Annotated in this window: 27 protein-coding genes and 1 pseudogene; 20 read left to right on the forward strand and 8 right to left on the reverse strand. The window is 64.5% G+C overall.

Annotated elements, in window-relative coordinates:
- Nucleotides 1-135 precede the first annotated feature (135 nt).
- Entirely contained in the window at nucleotides 136-441 is a 306-nt protein-coding gene (locus NDO75_RS14805) for a hypothetical protein (RefSeq protein WP_310907282.1), read from the forward strand.
- A gap of 259 nt (nucleotides 442-700) precedes the next feature.
- Nucleotides 701-1,129 carry a hypothetical protein gene (locus tag NDO75_RS14810; RefSeq protein ID WP_310907284.1) on the forward strand — a complete coding sequence of 143 codons (429 nt, stop codon included), beginning with the start codon at nucleotides 701-703 and terminating at the stop codon, nucleotides 1,127-1,129.
- Nucleotides 1,130-1,141: 12 nt separating this feature from the next.
- Here NDO75_RS14810 and NDO75_RS14815 read toward each other — a convergent pair whose 3' ends face one another.
- Nucleotides 1,142-1,645, reverse strand: coding sequence for an amino acid-binding protein (locus NDO75_RS14815; protein ID WP_310907285.1), 504 nt, complete (start codon nucleotides 1,643-1,645; stop codon nucleotides 1,142-1,144).
- Between the two features lie 131 nt (nucleotides 1,646-1,776).
- On the opposite strand from NDO75_RS14815, the gene NDO75_RS14820 reads away from it, so the two are divergent.
- On the forward strand, nucleotides 1,777-2,577 hold the full coding sequence (locus NDO75_RS14820) for a hypothetical protein (protein WP_310907287.1): 801 nt from the start codon (nucleotides 1,777-1,779) through the stop codon (nucleotides 2,575-2,577).
- A 9-nt stretch (nucleotides 2,578-2,586) separates the two neighbouring features.
- On the opposite strand, the gene hisB is transcribed toward NDO75_RS14820, so the two are convergent.
- Nucleotides 2,587-3,174: an imidazoleglycerol-phosphate dehydratase HisB gene (gene hisB / locus NDO75_RS14825; RefSeq protein WP_310907288.1), complete on the reverse strand. Its 588-nt coding sequence runs from the start codon at nucleotides 3,172-3,174 to the stop codon at nucleotides 2,587-2,589.
- Between the two features lie 273 nt (nucleotides 3,175-3,447).
- On the opposite strand from hisB, the gene NDO75_RS14830 reads away from it, so the two are divergent.
- Nucleotides 3,448-3,705, forward strand: a complete 258-nt coding sequence (locus NDO75_RS14830) for a hypothetical protein (RefSeq protein ID WP_310907289.1) — start codon at nucleotides 3,448-3,450, stop codon at nucleotides 3,703-3,705.
- Between the two features lie 173 nt (nucleotides 3,706-3,878).
- Nucleotides 3,879-5,302: pseudogene (locus tag NDO75_RS14835) on the forward strand (TrkH family potassium uptake protein).
- Between the two features lie 396 nt (nucleotides 5,303-5,698).
- Here the strand turns inward: NDO75_RS14835 and hisA are convergent.
- Nucleotides 5,699-6,460: a 1-(5-phosphoribosyl)-5-[(5-phosphoribosylamino)methylideneamino]imidazole-4-carboxamide isomerase gene (gene hisA / locus NDO75_RS14840; protein WP_310907290.1), complete on the reverse strand. Its 762-nt coding sequence runs from the start codon at nucleotides 6,458-6,460 to the stop codon at nucleotides 5,699-5,701.
- Between the two features lie 286 nt (nucleotides 6,461-6,746).
- Between hisA and NDO75_RS14845 the strand changes: the two genes are divergently transcribed.
- The 6 genes from NDO75_RS14845 to fer all read left to right on the forward strand — a co-directional run bounded on the left by NDO75_RS14845 (nucleotide 6,747) and on the right by fer (nucleotide 12,254).
- On the forward strand, nucleotides 6,747-7,130 hold the full coding sequence (locus NDO75_RS14845; RefSeq protein WP_310907292.1) for a hypothetical protein: 384 nt from the start codon (nucleotides 6,747-6,749) through the stop codon (nucleotides 7,128-7,130).
- Between the two features lie 110 nt (nucleotides 7,131-7,240).
- Entirely contained in the window at nucleotides 7,241-8,419 is a 1,179-nt protein-coding gene (locus tag NDO75_RS14850; protein WP_310907293.1) for an anion permease, read from the forward strand.
- Between the two features lie 152 nt (nucleotides 8,420-8,571).
- A complete protein-coding gene (locus NDO75_RS14855; protein WP_310907294.1) occupies nucleotides 8,572-8,997 on the forward strand; it encodes a universal stress protein in 426 nt (141 codons plus the stop codon).
- 138 nt (nucleotides 8,998-9,135) lie between these two features.
- On the forward strand, nucleotides 9,136-10,317 hold the full coding sequence (locus tag NDO75_RS14860; RefSeq protein ID WP_310907295.1) for an anion permease: 1,182 nt from the start codon (nucleotides 9,136-9,138) through the stop codon (nucleotides 10,315-10,317).
- Nucleotides 10,318-10,440: 123 nt separating this feature from the next.
- Nucleotides 10,441-11,622 (forward strand): anion permease, encoded by a 1,182-nt coding sequence (locus NDO75_RS14865; protein WP_310907296.1) that lies wholly within the window; start codon nucleotides 10,441-10,443, stop codon nucleotides 11,620-11,622.
- A gap of 242 nt (nucleotides 11,623-11,864) precedes the next feature.
- Entirely contained in the window at nucleotides 11,865-12,254 is a 390-nt protein-coding gene (gene fer / locus NDO75_RS14870) for a ferredoxin Fer (protein ID WP_310907297.1), read from the forward strand.
- A gap of 270 nt (nucleotides 12,255-12,524) precedes the next feature.
- Here the strand turns inward: fer and NDO75_RS14875 are convergent, their stop codons facing one another.
- Nucleotides 12,525-13,028, reverse strand: coding sequence for an HPP family protein (locus tag NDO75_RS14875; RefSeq protein WP_310907541.1), 504 nt, complete (start codon nucleotides 13,026-13,028; stop codon nucleotides 12,525-12,527).
- Between the two features lie 698 nt (nucleotides 13,029-13,726).
- Here NDO75_RS14875 and NDO75_RS14880 point away from each other — a divergent pair.
- The 5 genes from NDO75_RS14880 to NDO75_RS14900 all read left to right on the forward strand — a co-directional run bounded on the left by NDO75_RS14880 (nucleotide 13,727) and on the right by NDO75_RS14900 (nucleotide 19,277).
- Nucleotides 13,727-14,956, forward strand: a complete 1,230-nt coding sequence (locus tag NDO75_RS14880; protein WP_310907299.1) for an ABC transporter substrate-binding protein — start codon at nucleotides 13,727-13,729, stop codon at nucleotides 14,954-14,956.
- A 24-nt stretch (nucleotides 14,957-14,980) separates the two neighbouring features.
- Entirely contained in the window at nucleotides 14,981-15,973 is a 993-nt protein-coding gene (locus NDO75_RS14885) for a sugar ABC transporter permease (protein WP_310907301.1), read from the forward strand.
- Nucleotides 15,970-16,926, forward strand: a complete 957-nt coding sequence (locus NDO75_RS14890) for a carbohydrate ABC transporter permease (RefSeq protein WP_310907303.1) — start codon at nucleotides 15,970-15,972, stop codon at nucleotides 16,924-16,926. The genes NDO75_RS14885 and NDO75_RS14890 overlap by 4 nt, the downstream gene beginning before the upstream one ends.
- Nucleotides 16,927-16,957: 31 nt before the next feature.
- Entirely contained in the window at nucleotides 16,958-18,112 is a 1,155-nt protein-coding gene (ugpC, locus tag NDO75_RS14895) for a sn-glycerol-3-phosphate ABC transporter ATP-binding protein UgpC (protein ID WP_310907305.1), read from the forward strand.
- A 163-nt stretch (nucleotides 18,113-18,275) separates the two neighbouring features.
- On the forward strand, nucleotides 18,276-19,277 hold the full coding sequence (locus tag NDO75_RS14900; RefSeq protein ID WP_310907307.1) for an A24 family peptidase C-terminal domain-containing protein: 1,002 nt from the start codon (nucleotides 18,276-18,278) through the stop codon (nucleotides 19,275-19,277).
- On the opposite strand, the gene NDO75_RS14905 is transcribed toward NDO75_RS14900, so the two are convergent.
- From NDO75_RS14905 to NDO75_RS14915, 3 genes are all read right to left on the reverse strand, one after another.
- Nucleotides 19,278-19,505, reverse strand: a complete 228-nt coding sequence (locus tag NDO75_RS14905; protein WP_310907308.1) for a hypothetical protein — start codon at nucleotides 19,503-19,505, stop codon at nucleotides 19,278-19,280.
- A gap of 60 nt (nucleotides 19,506-19,565) precedes the next feature.
- A complete protein-coding gene (locus NDO75_RS14910) occupies nucleotides 19,566-19,871 on the reverse strand; it encodes a hypothetical protein (RefSeq protein WP_310907309.1) in 306 nt (101 codons plus the stop codon).
- A 149-nt stretch (nucleotides 19,872-20,020) separates the two neighbouring features.
- A complete protein-coding gene (locus NDO75_RS14915; protein WP_310907311.1) occupies nucleotides 20,021-20,440 on the reverse strand; it encodes an HIT family protein in 420 nt (139 codons plus the stop codon).
- A 295-nt stretch (nucleotides 20,441-20,735) separates the two neighbouring features.
- On the opposite strand from NDO75_RS14915, the gene NDO75_RS14920 reads away from it, so the two are divergent.
- The 3 genes from NDO75_RS14920 to NDO75_RS14930 all read left to right on the forward strand — a co-directional run bounded on the left by NDO75_RS14920 (nucleotide 20,736) and on the right by NDO75_RS14930 (nucleotide 23,252).
- The gene (locus NDO75_RS14920; protein ID WP_310907312.1) at nucleotides 20,736-21,722 is read left to right on the forward strand and encodes a CDP-glycerol glycerophosphotransferase family protein; all 987 of its coding nucleotides are present in this window, start codon (nucleotides 20,736-20,738) and stop codon (nucleotides 21,720-21,722) included.
- Nucleotides 21,710-22,390 (forward strand): NTP transferase domain-containing protein, encoded by a 681-nt coding sequence (locus NDO75_RS14925; protein WP_310907313.1) that lies wholly within the window; start codon nucleotides 21,710-21,712, stop codon nucleotides 22,388-22,390. Before NDO75_RS14920 ends, NDO75_RS14925 begins: the two co-directional genes overlap by 13 nt.
- Nucleotides 22,391-22,523: 133 nt before the next feature.
- Nucleotides 22,524-23,252, forward strand: coding sequence for a glycerophosphodiester phosphodiesterase (locus NDO75_RS14930; protein ID WP_310907314.1), 729 nt, complete (start codon nucleotides 22,524-22,526; stop codon nucleotides 23,250-23,252).
- Between the two features lie 30 nt (nucleotides 23,253-23,282).
- Here NDO75_RS14930 and NDO75_RS14935 read toward each other — a convergent pair whose 3' ends face one another.
- Nucleotides 23,283-23,984, reverse strand: coding sequence for a uracil-DNA glycosylase (locus tag NDO75_RS14935; RefSeq protein ID WP_310907315.1), 702 nt, complete (start codon nucleotides 23,982-23,984; stop codon nucleotides 23,283-23,285).
- Between the two features lie 139 nt (nucleotides 23,985-24,123).
- Here NDO75_RS14935 and NDO75_RS14940 point away from each other — a divergent pair, with 139 nt between their 5' ends.
- A complete protein-coding gene (locus NDO75_RS14940) occupies nucleotides 24,124-24,354 on the forward strand; it encodes a hypothetical protein (RefSeq protein WP_310907316.1) in 231 nt (76 codons plus the stop codon).
- The last annotated feature ends 50 nt before the right edge of the window (nucleotides 24,355-24,404 follow it).

A 24,404-nucleotide genomic window follows, 5' to 3' on the forward strand; every position in this document is an offset into this window, starting at 1 on the left:
CGCGTCGTCGCGAAGACGTCATCAAGAGCGGTTGGACTCCTACCTAAGTGAACTGTTCGGTGCCGTGGAATCACGATTCGCTCTCGTCGCGGTCGGATCGGCCTTCGGCGTCGCCGTCGCCGGACGGATCGCTACGTGGATGCGATCACCCGCGACGAGCCGCTCGAGGCGCGGCGGTGGCACTGGAAGCCGGCCAGGCCTGCCACGCTCGACGCCGTTCTCGTCTTCGCGTGGGGGTTCCTGACCGTCGGTAATGCCGTCTCCGGTGAGCCACTGGCCGCCGTCGTCTGGGGTAGCTTCGCAGCCTACGCGTTGGTTTTCGTCGTTGACCGCGGCCCGTTCGAACTGCGATTCGACCGCGACGAATTCGAGGACCTCGAGGACGTTCGCGCAGCGATCGAACGCCGCCTCGAGAACACCGACTCGCGAGCGGACTCCTGATCCGTCGCTACAGTCGCTCGCCGGTCACAGCTCCGTTCTCCTCACCGGTTACTCGTGGGTTGCCCGGCCGCTCATCGCGCTTCGAAGGCAATCCGAAGCGCCTCGCACTCCGCGAGCGGGACGCGAACGCCGACGGTGATCACCGTCTTGTAGTCGGCGTCGAACTCGTAGTCCTCGCTCTCAAGGTGAAACCGATCAGTTCGTGTACCGTTTCGCTGGGACCCTCACGCTATTGGTTCTCCATGCGTTGGATGAAGGTATGGACGGCGAGACCATCGATTCCGAACTCGCGGACGAGATTCACAGCGTCTGCCGGACGACGGTCGGCGACGAACTGCGCAGTATCACCTACTTCACCGAGGAGGACGTCGAGCAGTTGTACCTCCGCTCGGACCTGGAGCAGACGGCCGATCTGATCGGCTTCGCCGATCACGAACGGCTCGGCTTTCACTCCCAGTCGGCCTACCGGAACACGCAACTCGGCGAGTATCAGGCGACGATTCGGATGTTCGAGAACGGGTTCCTCTCGCGGGTCATTCGAGGCCCCCACGGCGTCTGGGTGACGACCGACGACATGTCGATCGAGCGCTTCGAGGAACTCACCAGCGCCCTCGCATCGGTCCTCGACGACTTCGCGGACACCGTCGACGTCGAGAGCGGGGACGAGGGCGAGCGCGAGGACGACTGACCGCCGGCACGCTCACTGGATCTCGATCTTTCGAACGAACGCGAGGTCGCGGATCGCGGTGATCACCTCGCCCGGGAGCGCCTCGTCGGTGATCAGGTAGAGCCGCGGCTCGTCGGTGAACTCCGGATCTTCGCTGATAGTCTGGCGGATCGAGATGCCGTGGTCGGCCAGCGTCCCCGTAATCTCGGCGACGATCCCCTCCTGTTCGGCGTCGTCGACGGCGATCGACAGCACCGTCAGATCCAGCACCGGCGCGAGGTCCATCAGGCTCGGCACCTGCGAGATGTTCTGGAAGATGCGCCGCAGTTCGGGGTCCTCGAGGATGACGTCCGTCGTCGAGTCGACGACTCGCCGGTCGACGCCGATCTCGCGGGCGATCCCCGTGTTCGGAATCTCGATGCCGCCCGAGACGACCCGGCCGTCGTCGTTGACGGAGAAGCCCCGCTCGAGCAACAGGCGGATGACCGCCTGCTGACTCGGCGATCCCTCGAATTTCTCCATGATCTCGTCGAACATTCGTCGGTGAGTGTACGCACGCCGTGATATAATGTTCGGTGATCGGTTTCGGTGGACGTCCACGGAGCGTCCCTCGAGCCGGCGACGGTCGCTGGCTGACACTTTTATACACCGCCATTGATTGGTCAGATATGCATGCACTCCGGAGCTGTGATTTCTGTGGTGCCGACGCCGCCGGCGCGTTCGAGATCGTCCCACCCGAACTCGAGCCGACCGAGGCCGAACAACGCCGCGTCGTCCTCTGTGTCGACTGCAAGGACCGTCTCGAGGTGCTGATCGAACCGCTGCTCGCCCGCGCGGGTGCCGAAGACGAAACCGCTGCAGGCGACGAGGCCGACGCGAACGACGGCGAGTCGGCAGGTACTGACTACGCCGTCGCCACAGCGGACGACTCGACACAGAAACGCGACCGAACGTCCAGTCCGAACGCGACCGTCTCCGAGCCGGACGCGGATCCGGAGTCCGGTGCCGACTCCGAGCCCGCCGAGAGCGAGAGCGAAACCGGGTCCGACGACAGTGCCGATACCGACTCGAGCGACGTGTCGCTCCTCGAAGACGGGATCACCTTCGAACACGGCGACGGTGCGGACGACTCCGAGGTCGACGCCGCGGAGGTCGCCGAGCTGGTAGCGGCGACCGACGGGAAGCCCGACTCCGGCGCGCCGGCGGAGAACGACGCCGGCCGGGATGGTGCTGACGAAGGGGACGAACCGGACGCCGAATCGACCGACGCCCCGACGAGCCCGCCGCCAGCCTACGGCAAGGTCGTCCGACTCCTTCGCAACCGCGAGTTTCCCATGCAGCGACGCGCCGTCGAGGAACTGGCCGCGGGAGCATACGACCTCGAGGACGACGAGGTCGAGGCGATCATCGACTACGCGCTCGAGGACGGCGAGTTCGTCGAGGAGCGCGGGATGCTCAGTCGGCCGTAACGGCCGGCGCTACAGGGTCCCCTTCGTGCTGGGCGTCCCCTCGCGGCGCTCGTCGATCCGCGTTGCGTCGTCCATGCTACGAGCCAGCGCCTTGAACAGCGCCTCGACCTCGTGGTGGGCGTTCTCGCCGTCGACCGCGAGGTGGAGCGTCAGCCCTGCGTTCATCGACAGCGATTCGCCGAAGTGTCGCGCCATATCGCTGGTAAAGCCGCCGATCGACTCCTGAGAGAACGCCCCATCGAAGTAAAAGCGCGGCCGGCCGCTCACGTCGACGACGGTCTCCGCGACGGCTTCGTCCAGCGGTACCTTGCGGTCGGCGTACCGCACGATCCCTGCGCGGTCGCCCAGCGCCTCGTCGAACGCCTCTCCGAGGACGATCGCCACGTCCTCGACCGTGTGGTGATCGTCGATCTCGAGGTCGCCGTCGCACTCGATCTCGAGGTCGAACAGGCCGTGTTTGGCGAACGACGTCAGCATGTGATCGAAGAAGCCGATTCCCGTATCGACCATCGCCGCACCGGTTCCATCGACCTCGAGCGTACACTCGATCGTCGTTTCGGCCGTCTCGCGCGTGACCGTTGCCGTTCGCTCGCTCATGGGACAGTCATGCCGCCCCCGGTACAAGGCGATTCCGCTCGTCGGTGTCGCCGGCACAGCGGCCGTTCGCAGGCTTATCGATCGCGCGCTGACGGACGACGCTGAATACTGCCTCTAAAACAGCTATAAAACGTCTAAACAGATTTGAATTGGTTTGAAACCGATGTTATACCGCTAGTATCGGACTGAAACGGACCGAAACGACGCCAATTTTCGACCCGTTATATGATCTATGGGTTGAATGTCTCTATCGAGACGAGGTGTCCCGTTCCGATGTCAAATCCCTCCCCCATTTCGAACGAATCGATCGCTCCGTCGAGCCCTGAGACGGAGCGCCAGCACCGACTCCTCCGGTCGGTCAAAGGCCCCGCACAGTTCCTGTCGTTCTGGGTCGCGATCGCCCTGCCCTTCGTGCATCTTCCTCTCCTCGCACAGGGACTCGGCGATCCGACGGTTACGCTGACGTTTTTCCTCTTGCTTTTGCTCAACGTTTTCGCACTCTATCTCGGTCACGGCCATAATCGGAGTTGATCGGCTCCGTTCGCAGTTCGTCCCTGAGACGCGCTCTCTTCGGCTACCACCCGATCGGACCGAACTGTTATTCCGTTCGCCCGTTCACTTCGGAACGGTAGATGCCGATTCGTGTCGACTGGCGGTCGAGCTGTAGCCTCACTGGAACTGTCCTGAAGTGATTCTCCGTCCCGTTGGTGGCACCGCTCGCGCTCGCACTGATCGATGGTGATTCTCCCGGTCCGTTTCTCGTCACGATCGTCGTGACCCTCGCACTCGCGACCAGCCTCGAGCGACTGACCGACGACCGGAAAATCGGGCAGCGCGAGGCGTTCCTGATGGTCGCGCTGACGTGGCTGGGTGTCGCACTGGTCGGGGCAATTCCGTTTTTCGCCGCTGGAGACGGTGTCTTTTCCCACCCGGTCAATGCCGTTTTCGAGAGCACGAGCGGTGTCACGACGACGGGCGCGACCGTGATCGAGGAGTTCGCCGTCCACTCGCGTGCGATCATGCTCTGGCGGGCGATCCTCCAGTGGCTCGGTGGCCTCGGCATTCTGATCGTCGCAATCGGCCTCTTTTCGCACCTGCTGGTCGGTGGTGCGCAGTTGATGGAAACCGAAACGCAAACGCGTGACATTCACAGACTGCGGCCGCGTATCGGTGAGACCGCGCGTCTCATCTAGTGGCTCTACATCGGGTTGACCGTCCTCACGATGCTCGCTCTCTACCTGCTTCATCTGGTTGGGCTCGCACCCAATATGGACCTCTACAACGCAGTCACACACGCGCTGACCAGCATCTCGACGGCAGGCTTCTCCCCTCAACCCGACAGCATCGGCGCGTTTTCACCGGCGGTCCAGTGGACGCTCATCCCCGTCATTATCGTCGGTGCGACCAATTTCATCCTCCTCTACTACGTCGTCCAGGGAGAGTACCGCAGACCCCTCGAGTCCGCGGAGTTTCGCTTCTACATCGGTCTTCTCGCTACGATGGGGCGCTCGTCGCCACCCTGGTCGTTCTCGACCCGCATATCGTCCCGGGACCCGCAGCGACGATCCGACACAGCCTGTTCAACGTGGTCTCGATGGTGACGACGACGGGCTATGCGTCGGCGAACTTCGACCTCTGGTCGCCCGGTGCCAAGCACTTGCTGTTCCTCTGTATGTTCACGGGCGGAATGGCCGGCTCGACCACGTGCTCGATCAAGTCGCTGCGGTGGCTGGTCATCCTCAAAGCGTTTCGCCGGACCCTGTTCGTTTCGATTCACCCGAACGCCGTTCGCCCCCTCCGACTCGGCGACTCGGTGGTCGACGAAGAGACGATCGGGGACATCTTTTCGTACGTCATGCTCGCGATCGTGATATTCTTCCTGTTGACGATCGTCATCGTCGTCGACGCCGCTCGAGTCGGCGATCCCGTCGGCGAGTTCGACGCGCTCGGTGCGGCCGCGTCGATCTTCCTCAACATCGGGCCAGCGTTTGGCGTCGCCGGCCCGTTCGACAACTACGCCGTCTTCTCGCCGGTCACTCGGAGCGTGATGATCGTCATGATGTGGATCGGCCGTATCGAAATCTTTCCCGTTCTCGTCTTGCTGACGCCCGAGTTCTGGAAATCTTGACGCTCGAGGGTTCGTACGCGGTCGTCGACGGGGCACCAAGAGACCATCGTCCCAGTTACACGGCTCGAGTACCCCTCGATCCGTGCTCTCGGTTCCCGAACGCGGTCTCTTCCAAACGTCGTGCTCTCGGGTCCCTACGCCGTTCCGGCTGGATCGGCGTCGTTCGGTGGTGGCTCGGGCAGGAGAAAGAGAACGATCGCGACTCCGAAAATCGCCGCGAGGGCCCGACGAACACCATCGACGGGAGGAGGGCGAACACTGCGGTCGTGCAGACGCGATCGGACCAGTGGTAGTCGCGGTCCGTCATCGGCCTTCGGTTCACCCGACGAAATCGTGACCGTTCTGGTCTCCTCCGACCCGGCGGTAAAGAGTGGCCGTCTCTCCGTCGAGCGGTCCCTATTCGACGGATTCGGCCGCGTTCTGGGCCGCCTCGAGCGTAAAGTTCCCCTCGTACAGCGCACTGCCGACCACCACCGCGGTCGCACCCGCGTCCGCGAGCGCTCGCACGTCTGCGAGCGTCGCCACGCCGCCGCTCGCGATTACGGGAATGTCGGTCGCTTCGACCAGTTCGCGCACCGGTTCGGTTGCGACCCCCTCGAGTTGCCCTTCGACGTCGACGTTCGTAAAGAGAATCGCGGCAGCGCCGAGGTCCGCGTACCGTTCCGCGGCCTCGACGGGCGAAATTCCTGCGCCTTCGGTCCATCCTTCGACGACGACCTCGCCGTCTTTCGCGTCGAGGCTGACGACCACGCTGTCGGGATGCGCCTCGCTGATTTCGGCGACGATCTCGGGGTCTTCGACCGCCGCGGTGCCGAGGATGACGCGGTCGACGCCGCGCTCGAGCAGATCGACCGCGCCCTCCGCGGTGCGAATCCCACCGCCGAGTTGCGTCGGAACGTCGACGGCGTCGATCATCGCGTCGATCGCGTCGGCGTTCTCGCGCTCGCCCTCGAACGCGCCGTCGAGGTCGACCAGATGGAGCGTCTCTGCGCCGGCGTCGATCCATCGGCGAGCGGCCTCGACGGGGTCGCCGTAGGTCTTCTCCGTCCCGCGCTCGCCCTGGACGAGCTGGACGACTTCGCCGTCCTGCACGTCGACCGCCGGAATCACCTCGAACTCCTCGAGTCCGCCGTCTCCCCCGTTCGCGTCGGTGTCCATGTCAGAGTGAGCGGGCCGGCCGTGAGTAAAGGCGACGGTTTCGCCGAACGACCATCGCCGACACACTGTATCCGTACTAGGCGGAACAATTACTTTCAGATCGGCGCGCCGCTGCAGCCGATTCTGTCGGTCGTCACCGTGCTGGGAATCGCGTTCTTCTGGGGGGTCTGATGGCTGTCCCCAAAGTAATTTCACACGTTACCCTGAAATGACAGTACGTGATGCGTTCCCGTATGGGTCGAGTCCGAGACCAACCGGCGACTGCGCTGAAGGGGTTGACCGAGCGATGAATCCGCGCTATATCGACGCGATCATCGATCTCGCATACGGTGGCCTGATTTTTGCCTCGGTCGTCTTGATCGTCGTCGAGGGAACGCGGGTCGGGTTAGCGCTCGGGCTAGGCGTGCTCGTCTCGTACGCATTACACGTAATCTGGAAGATGGCACGCTTCGATCCGGAGTGGATGACGAGGGAGATGGAAGAGACGGTCGAAGAAGCCGTCGAACAGACGGTCGGCGAGCAAGTCGACACGGTCCAGCAACAGATCGAAACCGTCGACGAACGCATCGACCGTCGTCCACGCGAGGACGAAATCGAGAATCTCCTCGAGGAGACGGTCGCCGACGAGCCGGCGGGTGGAGAGGACGAGACCGGAGACGCCACCCGATAACTCCCGTTATCGGTTCGCCGGTCGCGAGTCGCGTCCGACGGCCGTCGATCCTCTCAGCGTACGAGACGGCACAACGAATATCCGAATCGACGTGAAAGCTGTGTATCAGTATGGTGTCCGCGTTGCTCCTCGTCGGGATTCTCGTGGCCGTTTTCGTGGGATACAACGTCGGCGGTGCGACGACCGGACCGGCGTTCGGCCCGGCCGTCGGCGCCGACGCCATCTCGAAGACCGCGGCCGGCGCGTTGATGACGCTGTTTTTCTTCGTCGGAGCGTGGACGATCGGTCGCCGCGTCGTCGATACCCTCGGCCGCGAACTCGTCCGGGACCCCGGCGTTTTCACGCTCGAGGCGAGTATCGGCGTCCTCTTCTTTATCGGCGCTGCGTTATTCGTCGGCAACTTCTTCGGCGTCCCAGCGTCGACGTCGATGACGGCCGTCGGCTCGATCGCGGGACTCGGACTCGCCGCCGGCGAACTCAACGTAGCGGTCATGGGCGAGATCGCCATCTGGTGGATCGTCTCGCCGTTCATCGGGTTCTGGGTCTCGCTGATCATCGGCCGCTACTTTTACTCGGCTCTCAATCGCCGGCTCGCGATGGCGCGCAGTGAGGGTCCCCTCTACCGGATCGATCGGTCCCGTCGGCTTCCGGTTCCGGTCCCGACCGAGACCACGAACCGGCGCGAGCTGGGGGGCGTGGCGATGGTGATCGTCATCGGCTGTCTGATGGCGTTCAGCTCCGGCACCTCGAACATCGCGAACGCGGTCGCTCCGCTCGTCGGCAGCGGCGAACTCGAGATGGATCCCGCGATCGTCATCGGCTGTGCCGCGGTCGGGATCGGCACGGTCACTATCGCGCGGCGCACCCTCGAGACGATGGGCAACGAGCTCACGGAACTGCCGCTGACGGCGGCGATCGTGACCGCGACGGTGAGCGCCTCGCTCGTCATCTTTCTCTCCGCTATCGGCATTCCCGCGAGTTTCGTCATCATCGCGACGATGTGTATCATCGGGCTCGGCTGGGGACGAGCGACGCGTCCGATAACGGTGACAGAGGCCGTCCGGGGCGAGGAGTCGGTCCCGGTCTCCGTCGACGTCTTGACCGCCGACGAAGAGGGTGAAGAGCTGCCGCCGATCGGCGACGAGAACCCCGAACGAATTCCCAGCGCGTCCGATCTCTTCGACCCGGCGACGACGGCCCGCGTGGTCCTCATGCAGAACGTCGTCCCGGCCATTGCGACGGGCGGCGCGTACGTCACGTTTCGGTTCGTTCCGATCTTCGGTCTCTGACTCGAGGCGTCCTCTCAGTTCGACGTGCCGCGCGCTCAGGGGCGGGAGACGCCCGGGTATCGCGCTCGGCAGCGCCGCAGGCTGTGGGACTCGATCGGTCTCCCGGTTGCGTGTCCCTGCGCATTTATTCGTTCCAGTGGTGAAGGGGACGTATGGTTTCACGCATTTTGGTTCCGATGGAGGAGTCGGAAATGAGCGAACGCGCCCTCGAGTACGCCCTCGAGGCGTTTCCGGACGCCGAGATAACCGTCTTACACGTCGTCGGCGAACCGTCCCAGATGTGGGGGCACGCGACGGGACTCGCGCTCGCCGACGACCTCCAGGAAGCGGCGGAGGAACACGCGAAGGAAGTGTTCGATCGGGCACGCGACATCGTCGCGGACGCCGACGGCGACGCGGAACTCGAGACTGCGATCGAATTCGGCCACCCCGCTCGTGCGATTATCAACCGGGCCGACGACTACGAGACGATCGTCATCGGCACCCACAGTGGGTCCATTGCTGATCGCATCTTCGTCGGTAACGTCGCCGAGAAGGTATTCCGGAGTTCCCCGGTTCCGGTCGTGGTCGTCCGATAACTGACGACCCGTCGTTTTTCGTCGGTCCCGGGCTCCACGCGAGACCGACGCACGTCTCGAGTCGCCCCGCCGTCTTCGGTTTAATGACGGAATCGTAAACAGGCGTGTTTTTACGATCGGACGTACGAGTTGTCTGCCGTGACGGAAGTACTGCTTATCGTAGGGATACTCACTGCAATCTTCGTCGGCTACAACATCGGCGGCTCGACGACCGGCCCCGCGTTCGGGCCGGCCGTCGGCGCGAACGTGATCACGAAGGTGATGGCTGCCGGCCTGATGTCGATCTTCTTCTTCGTCGGAGCCTACACGATCGGCCCGCAGGTCGTCGACACGCTCGGCAGGGAGCTCGTCACCGACACCTCGATCTTCACGATGCGGTCGAACGTCGCCGTCCTCTTCTTCATCGGCGGCGCGCTGTTCGTCGGCAACTACGCCGGCGTTCCCGCCTCGACGTCGATGACGGCCGTCGGAGCCATCGCCGCGCTGGGGATGGCGACCGGCGAACTCGACCTCGAGGTGCTCGGCGAGATCGTCGTCTGGTGGGTCGTCGCGCCGATCATCGGTTTCTGGGTGGCCGGCGTCGTCGGGCGGTATTTTTACCCGCAGATCAACGCCTGGATCGCCATCGAGGCCGATGAGGAGGGGCGACCGATGGTGACGATCGATCGGTCGGGCCTGGTCCCGCGGCTACAGTTCGGCCTCGACGCCAACCGGCGGGAGATCGTCGGCGCGCTGGTGGTCGTCGCGATCGGCTGTCTGATGGGCTTTGCCTCGGGGACGAGCAACATCGCCAACGCGATCGCGCCGATCTACAGCACCGGCGACGTCGATATGACGACGCTGATCCTGATCGGTTCGGCGGCCGTCGCGGTCGGCTGTTTCACGATCGCCCGACGTACCCTCGATACGCTGGGCAACGACATCACGAACCTCCCGCTGACGGCGGCGATCGTCGTCGCAGTCATCAGTTCGGGGATCGTCGTCGGCCTCTCGTCGATCGGTATCCCCGCGAGTTTCGTCGTCATCGCGACGATGAGCATCGTCGGGCTGGGCTGGGGCCGGGCCACCCGGACGACGACGCTTTCCGATGCCGCCCGCGGCGAGGAGACCCGCGTCTCGGTCGGTGCGCTGACCGCCGAGGAGGAGGGCGAACGCTCCCCCGAGATCGGCGAGGAGGAGCCCGAGGACATTCCGAAGGCGTCGGACCTGTTCGATCCCTCGACGACGGCCCGCGTGATCCTCATGCAGAACGTCGTGCCCGCCATCTCGACGATCGGTGCCTACCTCACCTTCCGGTTCGTTCCGATCTTCGGGTTCTGACACCCGAGCGACAGTTCGACGATCGCCCCGATTCGGAATCTCGATCCGGGGACCTGTCGTGGTCGATGATAGTCGTATCGTCGCTCCGAAACGTCTTTTTCGACAGGCAGAATGGGCTGGGGTATGGTTTCCGCGATTCTCGTCGTCGGGATCGTCGTGGCCGTCTTCGTCGGGTTCAACATCGGTGGCTCGTCCACGGGGATCGCCTGGGGACCGGCCGTCGGCGCCGGCGTCATCGGCAAGACGGCGGCCGCGGCGCTCATGTCGATTTTCGTCTTCGTCGGCGGCTGGACCGTCGGCCGGAACGTCATCGCGACGATGGGCGGCGACATCGTCCCCGCCGAGATCTTCACGCTACAGGCTAGCATCGTCGTGCTCTTTTTCATCGGGCTGGGGATGCTGCTCGCGAACCTCTTCGGCGTCCCCGTCCCGACATCGATGACCGCCGTCGGTGCTATCGCCGGTCTCGGGCTCGCAACCGGCACGCTCGATATGGCGGTCATGGGCCGGATCATCTCCTGGTGGGTCGTCACGCCAATCCTCGCGTTCTGGATCGGCGGCATCGTCGGTCGCTACTTCTATCCGTACCTCGACCGCTATTTCGAGATCCGCCAGTCCGGCGGCCCCTTGCTGACGTTCGATCGATCGGCCCCCGTCCCGAAACCGGCGATGGGGCCGGGAACGACTGGGAAAGAGCTCGCCACGACGATCCTGATCGTCGTCATCGCGTGCTACATGGCCTTCGGCGCGGGCGCGAGCAACGTCGCGAACGCGGTCGCACCGTTAGTCGGCAGCGGCGCGCTCGATATCGGGGGGTACGACGGAACGAACCTCGGCATCGTGATCGGGGCCGTCGCGATCAGCCTCGGCGGCTTTACGATCGCTCGCCGAACGATGGAGGCCGTCGGCAACGACCTCACCGAGCTCCCGCTGCTGGCGGCGCTGATCGTCGCCGTCACCGCCGCCACGATCACCACTATCCTCTCCGCGATCGGCATTCCGATCAGCCTCGTGATGGCGACCGTGATGACGATCGTCGGACTGGGCTGGGGTCGAGCCAGCCGAACCGCGACGATCGCCGGCCTCGCACGGGGCGAAGAAACCCTCGAGCTCTCGACGAACGTCCTCACGCAGGAGACTCCCGACGAGGTCCCGAAAATCGGGGAAGAGGAGCCCGAAGACGTTATCGACGCCGACGATCTGGTCCGGCCGGACGCCGTCGCTCGATTCGTCGCGTTCTGGATCATCGGTCCCTCGGCGTCGGCCGGACTGGCGTACGCGTTCTTCCTCGTCGTTCCGATCTGAGTTCCGGTGGCCGATCGTCGGCCGACGGGCCGTCGTCCGTCCGTCTGCCCCCGAATTCCGAAGGCGGCAAATACCCCCCGTCTCACCGACTTCACCGAAACATTTCTGTTTCGTCTCCCGCTCGACCGAACATCTTCTAACAAATGACGGCATTCTTCCCTTCGAACTGGCCGGTTCTGACTCAAAGACAATTTAGGACTGAACAGCAAGCTATACCAGTGCGGGCCTCGAACCGCTGAGTGATGCCCACGGTAGAATACCTCAACTACGAAGTACTGGACGACCACGGCTGGGACATGGACGACGACGACCTCTTCGACGAGGCCGCCGACGCCGGCCTCGACGATGAGGATTACGGCACGCTCGACGTTGCCGAGGGCGAATACATCCTCGAGGCGGCCGAAGCCCAGGGCTACGACTGGCCGTTCTCGTGTCGCGCGGGTGCCTGCGCGAACTGCGCGGCGATCGTCAAGGAGGGCGAAATCGAGATGGACATGCAGCAGATCCTCTCGGACGAGGAGGTCGAGGACAAGAACGTCCGCCTGACCTGCATCGGCTCGGCCGAGACCGACGAGGTCAAGATCGTGTACAACGCGAAGCACCTCGACTACCTCCAGAACCGCGTCATTTAAACTATACCGTGGCCGCTGGCCACAGACACGTTTTTTCGACGCGTCGACTCCTTCCACGCGCACATCCCGCTTTCGCAGTCTCCGTCCCCGACGATCAGCCTCGACTGTCGCGTCGGAATACCGCGTAGCCGGAGCGAGAGATGTGGTGCGATAGTAGCTGACTCGGCCCCACGGCTACGTCCGGTTGCGCTCTTTTCTCTCACGGCCGTCACGTCGACCGACGGCTGTCGCTCGAGGCCACCTCGCTGCTGGACTGACGGTCGATTCCGATCACGGCGACGATTCACTCGAGAGCCCCGGTCGCTCCCGACTCACGAGTTCGTGGGCGGCGACGAGGACGGTGACGGCGACGGCGATGAGCGCGCCGTCGACGAGCGACGGCAGGAGGCCGAGCGAGACGATGAGCGTCGTCGCGCAGGCGGGCGGGTGGACCGTCTCGGTCACGAGCATCCCGCCGGTAGTGAGGACGACGGCGAGGACGCCGCTGGCGACGAGTCGGAGCTGGCCGGCGGCGAGCATCGGCGCGGTCGCCGTGACGGTGAGTCCCGGGGCGATGGTGTGGTAGGCGACCAGCCCGGCCGCGACGCCGACGAGGTGGCCGCCGACGACCCGTCGCGGGCGGGTGACCTCACCGTCCCGGACCGTCGCCAGCAGAAAGGCGGACGGCCCCAGACTCGGGAAGAGCAGCGCCTCGCCGGTCACCCAGGCCAGCGCACCCGGGACCGCGAGCAGGACGCCGACGTACAGCGTCGAGAACGCCGCGCCTTCCCTCATGCCCGCCGCCTTGTCAGTGCGGGCTGATATAGTGTTCGTTGCACGGATCGCCTCGAGTGCGGTCGTCGGGTCCGCCCACGGGATACGAACCGACTGCAGCGACCGACAGTGCGACACGTTCTCCTCGAGCATCGACGGTCGATTCCGTACACTGGAGCAGAGAACGCGTACCTGGCGCCCGTTTCTCTTTCGACCGTTCCGGATCTCGATAGACCTTCGAGCATATGATATCGAACAATAACGGCTACAATCAACCATATTGCCACTTGACGCGCTTCTACTACGACCGAAAACCAAAATTATAAATAAGGGCTGAGTAAATATTTTTGACTACAAACTGAGCGACGAAACCAGTACTAACTCCGCAGTTTCGCCCGAGCGAATATCGGAATAATATCAAATATAGTATGGATCAGATTCCGAAAATAGAGCTACTAACGTGTCGCTTTCGCTCTCGAAAACCCACTTTCGATTCTAAACCCGAGAATATTCCGAAGTTATACCACAATAATTACGTGTACTGAATGATCGACTATGAACTATACCGAAAGATTTACTCAGAAGGGTATACGTGTTTCTTCGTACGTGTCGTCAAAGCATAACACGGGAAGCAGTGGAGAGGGAGAACTGCTCCGAACGAAAGACACGTAGGTTCAATTACTATGACAGATACCAATATTTCGCTCTCGCGTCGTACAGTGCTCAAATCAACCGCCGCAGCAGGGGCGGTCGGTCTGGCCGGCTGTACGGGTGGCGAATCGGGATCGGACGCGATCGAACTGCTCCACGCGTGGTCCGACGGCGACGGAAACGCTGCTATCGAGGCCCTCGTCGAAGGATTCCAGGAGGCACATCCGGACGTCGAGTTCGCCGAGGAACCGGTCAACGGTGCCGCTCGTGGCAACCTCGACCAGGTCATCTCCAACCGGCTCCAGGCGAACGACCCGCCGAGCACGTTCCAGACGTGGCCCGGCCAGACGCTGACCAAGTTCGGCGACGCGTACGCCGACATCGAGGGCGACGTGTGGAACGACGACCTCAAGGAGAACTACCTCTCGGGGCCGAAGGAACAGGCCCAACTCGACGGGACGTACGTGACGGTCCCGCTCAACATCCACCGCATCAACAACCTCTTCTACAACACGTCGGTCCTCGAGGAGGCGGACGTCGACCCCGAGTCGATGTCGTCCCCGGCCGACGTCGTTGACGCGTGCGCGGCCGTCGCGCAGAACACCGACGCGGTCCCGTTCGCACAGCAGACCAGCGGTGCGTGGTCGACGATTCAGCTGTGGGAGACTATCCTGCTCGCGGAGGCCGGTATCGACGGGTACAACGCGTTCATCGAAGGGAACGGCGACGTCGAGCAGGTCCGAGCTGCCCTCGAGAACGTCGTGGAGCTCACGGAGTACTATCCGAGCGACGCCTCGTCGATCGGCTTTACCGAGGCGAACAAGATGGTCATGGACGGCAGGGCCGCCTTCATCCATCAGGGTGACTGGGCGGCGGGCGCCTACAGCGGCAACGACGAGTTCAACTACGGTGACGACTGGGGACAGGTCGCCTACCCCGGAACGAGCGGGAACTACCTGCTGAACATGGACTCCTTCCCGTACCTGGACGGCAACCCGTCGCCGGAGGCGACCAAGACCTTCCTCGGTTACTGTGGGAGCGCCGAGGGTCAGGTCCTGTTCAACAAAGAGAAGGGATCCATCCCGCCGCGGAAGGACGCCGATGTGTCGGCGCTCAACACCTTCCAGCAGGATCAGTACGACGACTTCACGAACGCGGACAATCAGCCGCCGTCCATCCAGCACGGGCTCGCCGTCTCGCCCAGTATCGCGACGAACATCGGCAGCGCGTTCAGCGGCTTCCTCGAGAGCTACGACGCCGACGCGACCGCGGACGACCTCATCAGCGCCTTCCAGTAAGAGAAGGCCTCAGGTGAATATATTATGCGTAAACTGATAGACAGGCTCCGGAATCGCTGGCCCGACAGCGAGATCCGTGCGGACGGCGGCGAGACACCGTTACAGCGCTCGCTTTTACGTCGGGATTCGGTCCGGTCGGCCCCCTTCTGGTTGCCGCCGTTCCTGCTGGTCGGACTGTTCGTATACGGTGCCGTTCTCTGGAACGCCGTCCTCTCGTTGACCGACTTCACCGGTCTCGGGAGCCCGGACTACAGCTCGCTCGATCTCGAGAACTACGTGATCGCTTTCAACGGCGGGACACCGACGTGGTCGGAACTGACGGTCGATCCGATCTGGAACTCCCTGCAGAACACGGTCGCGCTGATGATCGTGTTCTCGGCCGTCTGTCTCGCGCTCGGGCTGTTGTTAGCGATACTCCTCGACAGAAAGATCCGTTTCGAGGATACGCTCCGTACGATCTACCTTCTCCCGATGAGTCTCTCGTTCGTCGTCACGGCGAAGTTCTGGCTCTACATGTACAATCCCGATACGGGGCTGATCAACATCGCCCTCGGCGTGATCGGGTTCGGGCCGGTCGAGATCGTTCAGAATCCGGACCTGAAGCTCTGGGCCGTCGCCTTCGCCCTGATCTGGCAGTTCAGCGGCTACGCCATGATCGTGTATCTGGCGGCGCTGCGGGGTATTCCGTCGAGTCACTTCGAGGCGGCACGCGTCGACGGTGCGAGCACCGTCCGGATGTACTGGCGCGTCATCATCCCGCAGCTTCGGACGGCGACCGTGAGCGCGCTCGTCGTCATCACGGTGTTCGCGCTGAAGGCCTTCGACTTCCTCTTCTCGATGTACGGCGGGTACCAGCCCGGTCCGTCGGCGGACATCCTCGCGACGCGGATGGTCAGGGAGGCGTACGCCAATCAGAACTGGGCGTACGGCGCGACCATCGCCGTCATCCTGTTCGTGATGGCGCTTTTCATCGTCGCACCGTACATCTACTCGCAGTACCGACGGGGTGAACTATGAGCGGCGCAACCGCGACCACCGACGAGAGCGCAACGAGCAGCGCGAGCGCGACAGGTGAGGAGAACGAGACGCGTGCGCGCATCAAGCGTATCGCCCTCTACGCCGTTCTGGGTGGGATGGCCGTGTTCTACCTCGTCCCCATCGAAACGGGACTGATGACGGCTATCACTCGGCCGGAGACGTACACCGGGTCGACACCGTATCTCCCGCCGCTCGAGCCGTTGGTGCCCGGAACCGGGCGGTTCTCGCTCCAGCCGATCGGGAACGCGTTCGACGGACTGTCGAGAGGACTCGTCAACAGCTTCATCCTCGTCGTCCCGGCCACGATCCTGTCGGGACTGTTCGGCAGTATGGCAGCGTACGGGCTGACGAACGTCGACTGGCGCGGCCAGGTCGGTATCTACGCACTGTTCATCGCCGGTATCTTCATCCCCTATCAGGCGGTTCTGGTGCCGCTGACCCAGTTCTGGTACAACGTCGTGCCGCTGCGGACGATGTTCCTCCCGCTCGCCGGCCTTCCGTTCGTTCAGGAGTACCACTGGAAGCTGGTGGCGCTCATCGTCACCCACACGGCGTACGGAATTCCGATCTGTACGCTCCTGTTCCGTGCCCACTACAAGAAACTCTCCGGCGAGATGATCGAAGCGGCTCGACTCGACGGGGCATCGGTGGCGACGATATACCGTCGCATCGTGCTTCCGCTGTCGATACCCATGTTCGCGGTCGTCTTCATCTACCAGTTCACGCAGATCTGGAACGACCTCCTGTTCGCGCTGACCATCGTCCAGTTCGGCGACGCGTCGGTCGTGACACAGGAGTTAGTCGGGATCGGAACGTCACAATCGGGAACGAACTACCCGCTGCGGATGGCCGCGTCGCTGTTGGCGGCGCTTCCAACGCTGGTCGTCTACATCCTGTTCGGCGACAAGTTCGCCGATGGGGTGACAGCATGAACTCCGGAACGATTTCCACAGGTGATCTAACATGGCAGAACTAACGCTCGATTCGGTAACGAAGGTGTTCAACGAAGGTGGTAGCGACGAGGTCGTCGCCGTCGACGGTGTGGATATCGACATCGCCGACAGTGAGTTCCTCGTGCTCGTCGGCCCGTCCGGCTGCGGGAAGTCGACGACGCTCCGAATGATCGCCGGTCTCGAGACGGTCTCCGACGGCGAGATCCGGCTCGGTGGCCGGTACATCAACGACACGCCGCCAGCCGAACGGGACATCGCGATGGTGTTCCAGTCGTACGCGTTGTACCCCCACATGACCGTCCGGCAGAACATGAGCTTCGGGCTGGAAGAATCGACCGAGATGGCCGACGAGGAGATCGCGGCCACCGTCGAGGAGACGGCCACGATGATGGGCATCGAAGACCTGCTCGACCGCAAACCATCGGAGCTCTCGGGCGGCCAGCAACAACGAGTGGCGCTCGGCCGTGCCATCGTCCGCGACCCGGATGCGTTCCTGATGGACGAGCCGCTCTCGAACCTCGACGCCAAGCTCCGCGCGACGATGCGGACGGAGTTGCAGCGCATTCAGGAGGATCTCGGCGTCACGACGGTATACGTCACGCACGATCAGACGGAAGCGATGACGATGGGCGATCGCATCGCCGTACTCAACGACGGCGTCCTCCAGCAGGTCGGGACGCCGCTCGAGTGTTACCACACACCGAACAACCGGTTCGTCGCCGGCTTCATCGGCGATCCGTCGATGAACTTCTTCGACGTAACGCTGTCGGGCGACACGTTGACCGGCGAGAGCTTCACGTATCCGCTCCCCGACGACGTTCGGTCGTCACTGGACGACGCGACCGAGGTTACGCTCGGCGTCCGGCCCGAGGATATCGAGTTCCACCGCAAGGAGTCCGCGGTCGGCGACCACAACTTCGAGTGCGTCGTCGACGTGGTCGAGCCGGTCGGCGAGTCGAACAACGTCTACCTTCGATTCGCCGACGACGACCGTCCGGATCCGGAGATGTTCATCGTCACTATCAGCGGGATGCGAAACGTCTCCAGCGGCGACCGCGTCGTCGCCGCCATCCCGCCGGAGGCGATCCACCTCTTCGACGACCGCGACGGGCGGGCTCTCAAAAACCGGTCCCTCGCCGATGTCGACGGCGTCGCACCGACCTGATCGCGCTGTCACGGTCTCGTACCGTTCGTTGCGACTGCCGTGCGGTTCGCTCCGCTGTGGGTGATACCCGGTCGATCCGCTCCGTCGACAGGCCGTCCGCCCCGAGACGGGTCGCGTCCGCCGAGCCGAAAACGTAACGCTCCTTCGCTCGAGAGTGTCGCCCGTGACAGTTTCCGGCGTCTCGGCGACCGGTCCGGACCTGCTTCGGCTGGTCGCCGTCCCCGTCTTCGCCTGGACCGCCGTCCGCGATATCCAGACGCGCCGCGTCTCGAGCGCCGTCTGGATCCCCCTCTCCGTGCTCGGGACCGCGCTACTAGTCTGGGACGGCTGGCTGGCCTGGAGCGCAGGCGGAACCGGCTGGACCTACGAATTCCTGCTACCGACGGCGATCAGCGTCGGACTGGTCGTCCCGATCGCCTACCTGTTCTGGTGGGTCGGCGGCTTCGGCGGGGCCGACGCGAAGGCCCTGCTCGTTCTGGCCGTCCTCTTTCCGACGTTCCCCGAGTACGCGTTCGGTCCGTGGTCGGTTCCGCTCGAGACGCCGCCGATCGGCGCGTTCTCGTTCACCATTCTGACGAACGCCGTGCTCGTCGGCGTCGTCCTCCCGCTCGCTCTCGCCGTTCGAAACGCCGTCGCGGGCCGGATCGCGCCGGTGATGTTCGTCGGCTGGCCGACCTCGTGGGAACGGATTCCCGAAACCCACGGTCGCCTGCTCGAGACCCCGTCGGGGCTCTCCCGGGGCGGTCTCGACCTCGATGCCTTGCGGATGTACCTCCGCTGGCGGGGGCTCACGCTCGCCGAACTGCGCGACGAGCCCGACCGGTATCGCGATCCGGCGACGCTCCCCGCCGAGCCGAACCCGCCGACCGACGGGGCGGTGACCGCCGATGTGGAGGCTCGCGGCGACGGCGGGACCCTCGAGGCGAGCGCCGACGATCCGGTCGCTGCCGAGGACGACGATTCGTGGGGTGCCGCGGTCTTCCTCGAGGATATCGACGGCTCGGCCTACGGGACCACGCCCGAAACGCTGCGCGACGGGCTCGAGGTGCTCGCGACCGAGGAAACGGTCTGGATATCGCCGGGAACGCCGTTTCTCGTGCCGATCTTTGCCGGGCTGATGATCGCACTGGTCTACGGCGACCTCCTGCTCGGGACGCTGCTCTGACTACAGCGTCCGCTCGTACAGCGGGACGAGCGCCGTCCAGAAGAGCACGAAGGCGACGCCGACGCCGATCAGCGCCAGCCACGGATCGCCCCGACCGGTCGGGGCGCCGGTCGAAAGGAGGACGAAGGTACCCGCAAACAGGAGCAAACAGACGAGCACGCTGCCGAACTCGAAGATCGCAGCGATGGGGTATTCGCGGATCCGGGCGGCGATGCCGGCGAGGCTCATACCCGAGACTCGGCGGTCGACGACAAAAACGTCACGGCAGCCCGTGCGTCGAGACCCTCGTCAGTCCACGACGTACGACTGGTGATCGCCGCGCGTTCGGGTGTCGACGAACTGGTGGCGCGTTGCCCCCTCGAGATCGCCCGCGAACGACGGGTCGGTCCTGCCGTTTCCGTACACCTCGTTTGCCCCGCGCAGGTCGTGGTCCGCGAGCAGGTCGGCCAGATCCGGCGGCAGCGAGTCGCCGTCCGCGAGGTCGAGGATCAGCTGCTGATCGGTGAAACTCTTCGCGATGAAGGCGTCGCTGACGGCGTCGTGCTCGCGGAGGGTCGCCGCGAGGTCTCGGAGGGTGGCCTCTCGATCGCTCATGTCGCCCGTGTTGAACGCGGCGGCGGAAGGATACCGTGACGAACATTTTCGCCGAGAACGGTTCCGATCGATGGTCAGTCCCGAACTCGAGCGCCGCTCGTGGACCGACCACCAGCGAGCGAAACGGACTCGTCATCGCAGCCGTCGGTTCAGGCGCGAGACTCGATGTCGGCGGCGATGTCGTCGAGTTCGTCGTCGGCGAGGTCGGGTCGATCGCCCGCGATGGCGTGGATGGGGCCGCCGCCGTCGCCCTCGAACCGGGGGACGATGTGGCAGTGGACGTGGGGGACTTCCTGGCCCGCTTCCTCGCCGTTGTTGAACGCGACGGTAGTCGCGTCGGCGTCGACGGCCTCCTCGACGGCCGGAACCATGCGGTGGACGGTGTCGTAGAGGTCGGCGGCGACGTCGTCGGGAACGTCGTTCAGCCGCTCGTACTCGTCTTTCGGGATGACCAGCGTGTGGCCCGGGGCCAGCGGATTGGCATCGAGGAAGGCGACCGTCGTCTCGTCTTCGTACACGATTCGGGCCGGAATCTCTCCCTCCACGATCTGACTGAAGATCGTACTCATACGCGAGTGTGTGTCGGCCCGCTGTAAGAAGCTTACTCGCTCGAGCGCACCTCGGTTTCCGTGGCTCGGCTCTCCGACTGTTCGTATCAGTCAAGTGCTATAAACTGTCCATTCAAATGGAAATACCGCGCCTATATAGTTATATGTACTATTTGGTAGTCGATACAAGTACAAATGTTATTACGGTCACCGATGTACCGGTACGTAGCGTTCAGGTCGGATGACGGAACACGGTCGGCTGGTTCCGTCGACCGACTTCGGCCGCTTCGCGGCGCGTCCGGAGGTGAGTCACTGTATGGTAGAGGTACTCTACGCGATCGAAAGGCCGTTCATGCGCAAGACGTTCGAAGCGATCGACCGCCACGTCGACGCCGAATCGGCGCTCGTTCCGGTTCGCCCGGACGCTCGCGGCTGTAGCGACCGTATCGCCGAACTCGAGGTAGACGACCCCGACGCGGTCGACGCGAACGTCCGATCGATCGATCCCGGCGTGGTCGTCTACAACCACCGGTTCGGTATCGATCGGTTCTCCTTCTACGAGGAGTACCCGCTCGTTCATCTCCGACACGGCGCGTCCATCGGCCGCGACGAGATCGCCGTCACGACGGAGACGATCCTCGAGCACGCCGCCGCCGCGCTCGCGCCCGGCGAGCGGTGGGCGCGGGCGTACCGGAACGCCGCGCCGCCCGACGTGACCGTCTCGGTCACGGGAATCCCCGAAGCAGACGAGTTAGTCGACGCGCCGCCGCCGAACGAGCGCCGGGTACTGTACGCGCCGACCAACACCGAGTTCGGACGGGGTGCGTACGTGAACACCGCCCGCTCGGTCGTCGAGTGTTTCGCCGACACGGCCTACGAACTGCTCTTTCGGCCGCATCCCCACGACAGGAGCGAGGGCCCCGGGCTGGACGTCACCCGCGAGTGCGAAGCGCGAATCGCGGACCTCCCGAACGTCGTCTTCGATACGGCCGCGACGCCGCTCGAGAGCATGCGCCGCTCCGATGTGCTCGTCTCGGACTACTCCGGGGCGATCGCCGAGTGGCTCCACACCGGCCGCCCGCTCGTCCAACTCACCGACATCGACGCGCCGGATCGCGAGGTGCCGGCGATCGGAGTCACGACGGACGATCTCGACCTCGAACTCGTCGACGACCTGTACCGGCACGGCGAGCCGGCCGCAGTGAAACGTCGGCGCGCGTCGTGGCTCGAGGACCTCGGCATTCCGATGGACGGGCGGGCCGGCGAGCGCGCGGCCAGGGAGGTGGTCCGATGCGCGGCGTGATCCTGGCGGCGGGACGGGGCCGACGGATGGGCCACCACACGGACGACGTGCCGAAAGCGTTCCTCGAGTTCGACGGGCGGACACTGTACGACCGCCAGCGCGACGTCCTCGACCCGCACGTCGACGGGACGAGCATCGTGCTCGGCTATCGCCACGAGACCGTCCGAGAGCAGTACGATCCGGACGACCCCATCGTCTTCGACGAGTGGACGAAGTACGAGAACGCCGCGTCGCTGCTCCTCGCGCTCGCCCGCATCGACGACGACCTGCTGGTCTTGAACGGTGACGTGCTCCTCGACGAACGCGAGGTCGGCCGGTTGACGGCGCAGTTCGACGCCTTAGATGACGGCTACAACCTCGTCGGCTGTCTCCCGGGGATTCAGGACGAGGACACGGCGATTCGCTGGGACGAGTCGGGACGGGTGACCGAATACGGGCTCATCGAGGGTCACCAGCACGCCGGCTTCGGTATCGTGAGCAGCATCAACCGGCAGGCAGCGATGCGAGTCCTCCGGTCGCGGCTCGACGACTGGTACCCGCACGTCTATCCGCGGACGCCGACCCGCCCGCTGCTGATCCCGGCCGATCGCCACGTCGAGGTGAACCGGCCGTCGGACCTCGAGCAGGCACGATCGTGGCTCGCGTCCGAGCGGATTCAGTGCGCCTGATCGGCGACGGCGGTTTCGAACCCGTCACGACGTCGGTCCGACCGTCTCACTTCGGGGACAGTTCGGAAGATCGGACAAAATAGCGCGCTCAAAGCAAAATATTGATGACTGCTCCGCCGTGCGAACCGGATAGATGGAGATTATCGGCCATCGTGGCTGCGCAGACCAGGTTCCCGAAAACACCCTCCTCGCGATCCGCGAAGCCGCCCGGCGGTTGCCCGCCGTCGAGATCGACGTTCGCCGATGCGAGACGGGCGAACTGGTGGTCTTTCACGACGCGACCCTCGAGCGCGTCACGGATGCGGACGGCCGCGTCTCGGAGACGCCGTGGGCCGACCTCCGCGAACTGACGGTCCTCGACTCCGACGAATCGATTCCCCGCCTCGAGACGGCGTTGCGGGCCGTCCCCGACGACACTACCGTCCAACTCGAGCTCAAAGAGACCGGCATCGCCGCGGACGCGATGCAGTTAGCGATGGCGGCGGGTGCCGACGTTCGCATCACGTCGTTCCTCCCCGAGGCGCTCGCGGAAGTCGCAGCGACCCCGCTGGACGTACCAAACGGCCTCCTCTTCGAGGACGATCCGGACGCCAACCTCTCGCGAGCCGTCGACCTCGAGTGTACCCACGTCTTCCCCCACTTCGATCTCTGCGTCGACACCGACGTCGTCGCCGCCGCCCGCGACCGCGGACTGGGCGTCATCGCCTGGAAGGCGGCGCGGACGGTCGACGACGTCCGCACCTTGCACGAGGCCGGCGTCGACGGCGTCACGTCGGATCGGTGGGACGTCATGCCGCCCGCACTCGAGACGGCCTCCGAGGCCGGGCGGCTGGACGCCCGAAGCGAAACGACGAGCGACTAACGCGACCCGACCAGGCTGCCGATCGGATTCTCAGCCGGTGAGCGCGTCGAGCGTCTCCTCTATCGCCTCGAGGTACGCCTCCGGTTCGTATCCCAGCCGGCCGATCCAGACGTCCTGGTACGAGGGGTGGAGAATCGGAACGAGGGTAACGCCGAGCCGTTCACACCGAACCGGCTCGAGTACGCTATCGATAAATCCCTCGAGCGCTCGGTTCTCGGCCGCGAGCACCGTCTTCGTCGCGTGTTTGCCGGTCGCGAGCACCACCGCGGGGTCGACCGTCTCGAGTTCGGTCAGCAGGTGCGACCGACAGGTCGAGCGCTCTTCGGGCGTCGGCTCCCGGTTCGTGGTGGGATCGTCCGGATCGGCCGGGAAGCACTTGACCGCGTTCGTGAAGTAGGCGTCGCCGTAGCCGACCCGCTCGAGCATACGCCGGATGCGCCGGCCGGAGTGACGCGAGGTGTAGGCCTTGCCGGTCCAGTTGCCGCCCCGCCAGCGGTCGGCGTCCGGATTTCCGTAGCCGGGGGCCTCGCCGACGACCACGACCTCGGCGTCGGGGTCGCCGGTTCCCCACGAGATGCACTCGCGGGACTCGGCAAGCGCCGGACAGCGCGCGCAGTCGGGCTCGAGAACGTTGCGGCGGGTCGGATAGGCGGGCTCGCCGCCGGAAGTCGAATCGGATTCGGCGCCGTCGGCCGATCCGTGGCCGGCGTCGGTGTCGTCGGAGGGGGGCACACTCGAGCGTACGGCTGCGAGGGTATATGCAGGTCGGTCCGCCCGGGCGCACTCGGTCGTCCAGCGGAACTCCGACCGTGCGATCGAGTCGCACGTGAGGGGACAGGTTTACGTCCGCCGGGTGGTTAACAGACTGTCAATGCCATCGATCGGGCCGGAACTCCTCGCGGAATCACTCCAGTTAGTCATCTACACCCTCGTCGCCGGCGTGCTGACCGTCGGCGGCGTGCTCGTCGAGCAGGCGAGCGTCCAGCACCTCGGCGCGGGCGAGGCAATGATCGCGCTGTGGCTGGGCGCGCTCGGCGGCGTCATGCTCTACGCTGGGACCTACGGCATCGGCTACCAGAAGGTCCTCTCGCGATACGTCTAGACATCGCGCGGTTCGGGTCGCCTGAGCGCCGCCCCGGCGGTGACGCCGGC

The organism is Natrinema sp. 1APR25-10V2 (assembly GCF_031626495.1).
In the GTDB taxonomy this organism is placed as follows: Archaea; Halobacteriota; Halobacteria; order Halobacteriales; family Natrialbaceae; genus Natrinema.

Excerpts from the sequence above, each read along its gene's own strand:
- NDO75_RS14810 (WP_310907284.1), top strand. The coding sequence starts at position 701 with ATGGACGGCGAGACCATCGATTCCGAACTCGCGGACGAGATTCACAGC.
- NDO75_RS14815 (WP_310907285.1), bottom strand. The coding sequence starts at position 1,645 with ATGTTCGACGAGATCATGGAGAAATTCGAGGGATCGCCGAGTCAGCAG.
- NDO75_RS14820 (WP_310907287.1), top strand. The coding sequence starts at position 1,777 with ATGCATGCACTCCGGAGCTGTGATTTCTGTGGTGCCGACGCCGCCGGC.
- hisB (WP_310907288.1), bottom strand. The coding sequence starts at position 3,174 with ATGAGCGAGCGAACGGCAACGGTCACGCGCGAGACGGCCGAAACGACG.
- NDO75_RS14830 (WP_310907289.1), top strand. The coding sequence starts at position 3,448 with ATGTCAAATCCCTCCCCCATTTCGAACGAATCGATCGCTCCGTCGAGC.
- hisA (WP_310907290.1), bottom strand. The coding sequence starts at position 6,460 with ATGGACACCGACGCGAACGGGGGAGACGGCGGACTCGAGGAGTTCGAG.
- NDO75_RS14845 (WP_310907292.1), top strand. The coding sequence starts at position 6,747 with ATGAATCCGCGCTATATCGACGCGATCATCGATCTCGCATACGGTGGC.
- NDO75_RS14850 (WP_310907293.1), top strand. The coding sequence starts at position 7,241 with ATGGTGTCCGCGTTGCTCCTCGTCGGGATTCTCGTGGCCGTTTTCGTG.
- NDO75_RS14855 (WP_310907294.1), top strand. The coding sequence starts at position 8,572 with ATGGTTTCACGCATTTTGGTTCCGATGGAGGAGTCGGAAATGAGCGAA.
- NDO75_RS14865 (WP_310907296.1), top strand. The coding sequence starts at position 10,441 with ATGGTTTCCGCGATTCTCGTCGTCGGGATCGTCGTGGCCGTCTTCGTC.
- fer (WP_310907297.1), top strand. The coding sequence starts at position 11,865 with ATGCCCACGGTAGAATACCTCAACTACGAAGTACTGGACGACCACGGC.
- NDO75_RS14875 (WP_310907541.1), bottom strand. The coding sequence starts at position 13,028 with ATGAGGGAAGGCGCGGCGTTCTCGACGCTGTACGTCGGCGTCCTGCTC.
- NDO75_RS14885 (WP_310907301.1), top strand. The coding sequence starts at position 14,981 with ATGCGTAAACTGATAGACAGGCTCCGGAATCGCTGGCCCGACAGCGAG.
- NDO75_RS14890 (WP_310907303.1), top strand. The coding sequence starts at position 15,970 with ATGAGCGGCGCAACCGCGACCACCGACGAGAGCGCAACGAGCAGCGCG.
- ugpC (WP_310907305.1), top strand. The coding sequence starts at position 16,958 with ATGGCAGAACTAACGCTCGATTCGGTAACGAAGGTGTTCAACGAAGGT.
- NDO75_RS14905 (WP_310907308.1), bottom strand. The coding sequence starts at position 19,505 with ATGAGCCTCGCCGGCATCGCCGCCCGGATCCGCGAATACCCCATCGCT.
- NDO75_RS14910 (WP_310907309.1), bottom strand. The coding sequence starts at position 19,871 with ATGAGCGATCGAGAGGCCACCCTCCGAGACCTCGCGGCGACCCTCCGC.
- NDO75_RS14915 (WP_310907311.1), bottom strand. The coding sequence starts at position 20,440 with ATGAGTACGATCTTCAGTCAGATCGTGGAGGGAGAGATTCCGGCCCGA.
- NDO75_RS14920 (WP_310907312.1), top strand. The coding sequence starts at position 20,736 with ATGGTAGAGGTACTCTACGCGATCGAAAGGCCGTTCATGCGCAAGACG.
- NDO75_RS14925 (WP_310907313.1), top strand. The coding sequence starts at position 21,710 with ATGCGCGGCGTGATCCTGGCGGCGGGACGGGGCCGACGGATGGGCCAC.
- NDO75_RS14930 (WP_310907314.1), top strand. The coding sequence starts at position 22,524 with ATGGAGATTATCGGCCATCGTGGCTGCGCAGACCAGGTTCCCGAAAAC.
- NDO75_RS14940 (WP_310907316.1), top strand. The coding sequence starts at position 24,124 with ATGCCATCGATCGGGCCGGAACTCCTCGCGGAATCACTCCAGTTAGTC.